This is a genomic window from Pseudomonas sp. KK4, assembly GCF_001984065.1.
In the GTDB taxonomy this organism is placed as follows: domain Bacteria; phylum Pseudomonadota; class Gammaproteobacteria; order Pseudomonadales; family Pseudomonadaceae; genus Aquipseudomonas.
In genome coordinates this window covers 1-3,371 of record NZ_LYVP01000225.1, presented here as the reverse complement: position 1 = coordinate 3,371, position 3,371 = coordinate 1, and the positions used below count along the sequence as shown (strand labels likewise).

The following is a 3,371-nucleotide window of genomic DNA, read 5'->3' as shown; positions in this document are numbered from 1 at the left end:
CTGTCGGCATCGAACCGGATGTCGCTGATGCCGTTCGCGCAGATATCGACGCGCATCGGTGGAGCGGCTACGGTGATTCTAGCGACAGTGTTGTTGAAGATTTTTGAGTGACTTCAACATCGGCGCATACCCCGTAGGAGCGAAGCTTGCTCGCGATGAGGTCGGATGGGCTTGATGAGCTTTGTGTGTTCATCGAGCCCTGATGTTCAGGGGCAAACGCGATTCCCACACATCATCACTTCAGGTCTTGTGTCAGTTTTAAGAGTTACCTAAATAAACTGCCCCATCCAAAAAAACCATCACCCAAGGCTCATTTTATGAAGTGCAAAATATATCCAGCTCATGAACATCAGAAAACTTAAAAGACAATTGATCGGCTGATTAACAATCAGCCAATTCACCTCTGAAATGAATAAACCTGAAAGCCCAGCAACCAAACCGTCAACATCATTATCCCAACAAGCAAACTGCAGCTTACATTCTTTTGACACACGCCACGCAACTTTGGCCCAAAACTAAACCCCTTTGTAAAAAGCATGAAGGTATCGCAACCCACGACACCCTTTCAATTTCGATCGACAATAACAACGCAATTACTTTTAAAAACTATTCATCGCCAATCTACTTGCTCAACATGAGTACGGTCTCTTATTTACTGCTAATAATTAAATTTTTGGCTTTCTACCATTGCTACAAACCGCACTATTTCTAGAGGATCACGCTCGACGACGCCCAGATAATGATGATACTCATTAACCAGCAAGGGATAACCAACCACACAACTAATACTAAACAAATCAAACAATACTTTATAATCATTACTATTTTTAGTATTACAAAACTCCCACCCTGATGGAATGTTAGCATCAACCAATTTAAATAAACTGCTTGGAGCCCAAAACGGAGCTTGCTCTGGAGCTCGAACTAAAAAATCCACTCGATCCCGAATGAATAAAATACCATACACGACATAGCTGGCCCCAACGCACAAGGGAGAGTAGTCAGTTTCGTCAACCTCACCTAAATAACGCTCCGCCTGAGGGATAGCGCTACCAAAATTATGTTGGCAAATGGCAAGCATACTTTACTCACTTAAATTTAAAGTCATCGATAGCTCCGGTAATAGAGTTTCGTACGTAATGAATTTCTATGCCATTGATATTTTGGGCTGACTTCACCCAACCTTCGGTAGCTGGCCATCGTGGATCAGTCATGGGAACCGGCAGGGGACGACCAGCGGCAGGATTTGAAAGGGCCTGCTCCAATGCAAGTTTTTCATTTAAATTAGCGGGCGTAGATCTGCCCGTTGAACCTAAGCCTAGGGGTTTGTTGACTACAGGAAGGGGTTCAACGCTTTTCGATCCCCCTGTGCTTGGCTTACCGCCACCAACTACGCCAGCCAGGGTCTGCGCCACCGCCGACCAGAAACCCGCCTCAGGACCATCCCGCTGAACCACCACCTCAGTGGTAATCGTGTTTTGAGCAGTCTGATTACTTTCCGGGATGATCCAACCTACGATTGCAGCGCCGGAATCTCCATTGCGCCGGAGCTGCTCAGCGAGCTCTTGGATTTTTGGCGCATCGCTTTGAATCTGCGCAGAAATCTCCTTACACGCACTGATATTCGTTTGACAAAAACTGGCAAGCTCCTTGTTTCGTTGCTCATCCAGCGAAGCATACCTTTCTCGCACATTATCTCTGCACGATTGCGACTCACACCTGGCTTGCTCGTCGAGCATCTCCACTACTTCGTGGTGCAGCAAGTAATTATAGTTGGTGGCATCTTTTGCGATGGTCCCACCTTGTTGGACATTACCGCTACTAATAGCCGCCGCAGCCACGCCTACCAGCTGTGAAGACATCAACAACAAGTTGCTGTCGTTTTTCACCAACGCCGCCAACTCACGTACAAGCGCTTCATTGGCGCCAGCAGCCAATGCACCCGTTTTGAAATCGCCTCCCGCCGCTTCGTTCAGCAAGCCACCGACCACAGCGTGCAAGGCTATTTTTTCCGGGCTACCGTCTAACCAGCCTTGTTTCGTCGAGAAATCGCCCACCGCATTGAACGCCGCCGCATTTAGCGTGCTGAGCAATGAGCCCTTCAGTGCATCACCAAAATTGGCATGCTGGCCAAGCGCACTGCTCAAGGCTGTGGACGTGCCGTTTTGCAGCAACTGGTTACCAGCAAACCGGCTCACGCCTTCCAAACTGCTCAAATCAACGTTGACTTTCCCAGTAATAGGATTAGTTGATGTCTTCAGAATGCCGTCGTAAACACCAGCCGTTAATCCAGCCGTCACCGCTGAAATCACGTAGCCCTTGAGCGCATTCGATGACGTCACGTCCTTGAATACCGCTCCAAGGTTCCCTCCATTGTTGATAAAACTGGTTGTCGCATTCGTTGCGGCCCCGGTTGCCACCGCCGCAAGCCCCGCTGCTCCGATGGTTCCCATGCTGGCGGTCATGGCGCTAAATGCCGCAGGTCCGACAAAAGCCGCCATCACGATGGCAATGATCAACTGCGATGCAGGGCCTAACCCTGAATTGCTGTACTTGAATGACTCGTGGATCTCCTTGACCAACTTCCAGTCGACATCTCCGCGCGCCTCGGCCTGCTTCAGCCACGCCAGTTGCGGATCGGCCTTGACCATCGCATCGATGGATTGGCTGACGGTCTGCTGGTCGATTTGTTTGACGTCGATTTGCAAGCCATCGACTGCCTTGATCACAATGTTGCCATTTGCAATCATTTGGGTTTGACGCAAGGTTTCGTCGGTATTGCCTTTACCTTTCGAGGAGACCCATGCGGCACTGTTGTCGCTCTTGATGTGGCTCTCATCATGAAGGTCTTTAACTCCTTCAAAAATGATTGCTCCACCACTGTCCAGCGTGATGTCCTTACCACTCTCCAACTTCGCGGCCTGATAACGCTGATCTCCCCCACTGACCAGCGTCAAATCTCCACCCGAGGTGATCTCGCTGCCGACATGCGTCACCTTGGTCACCTCATCCCGACGCGTCTCCTTCTGCCCAAAACTGCCCTTTTCCTTCTTGTCATACAGCGAATAATCACTGTCCTGCGCGGCCAACAATTCGAGGTTGTTACCCGCCACCAGGTACGCTTCATCCCCGGCCGTAATCCGGCTGGAAATCAGCGTCAGGTCATTGCCCGCGCTCAGCGCCACGTCGCCGCCCGCCGTGATCGTGCTGGCAATTTGTTTAACGTGATCTTCCTGCGCAGTGACTTTCTTGGTCTTGTAGTAGGAGTGGCTTTCATCAGCTCCCGAGGCCACGGTCAGGTTGCCTTCGGCGGCCAGGCCGATGTTGCGCTTGGCGTCGAGGTCGCTGGCGACGATGCTCACGTCGCGGCC

3 protein-coding genes are annotated in these 3,371 nt (G+C 50.6%); 1 reads left to right on the top strand and 2 read right to left on the bottom strand.

The features are described from left to right. Window positions 1–111, top strand: a 111-nt coding sequence (locus B0W55_RS29110) for a 2-hydroxycarboxylate transporter family protein (protein WP_139341012.1), incomplete at its 5' end; no start/stop codon positions are given. Between the two features lie 547 nt (window positions 112–658). Here B0W55_RS29110 and B0W55_RS30660 read toward each other — a convergent pair. Further along, window positions 659–1,081, bottom strand: coding sequence for a hypothetical protein (locus B0W55_RS30660; protein WP_139341011.1), 423 nt, complete (start codon window positions 1,079–1,081; stop codon window positions 659–661). A gap of 7 nt (window positions 1,082–1,088) precedes the next feature. Next, window positions 1,089–3,371 (bottom strand): DUF637 domain-containing protein (locus tag B0W55_RS29105; RefSeq protein WP_177345409.1); only part of this gene is annotated, 2,283 nt, incomplete at its 5' end.

Excerpts from the sequence above, each read along its gene's own strand:
- B0W55_RS30660 (WP_139341011.1), bottom strand. The coding sequence starts at position 1,081 with ATGCTTGCCATTTGCCAACATAATTTTGGTAGCGCTATCCCTCAGGCG.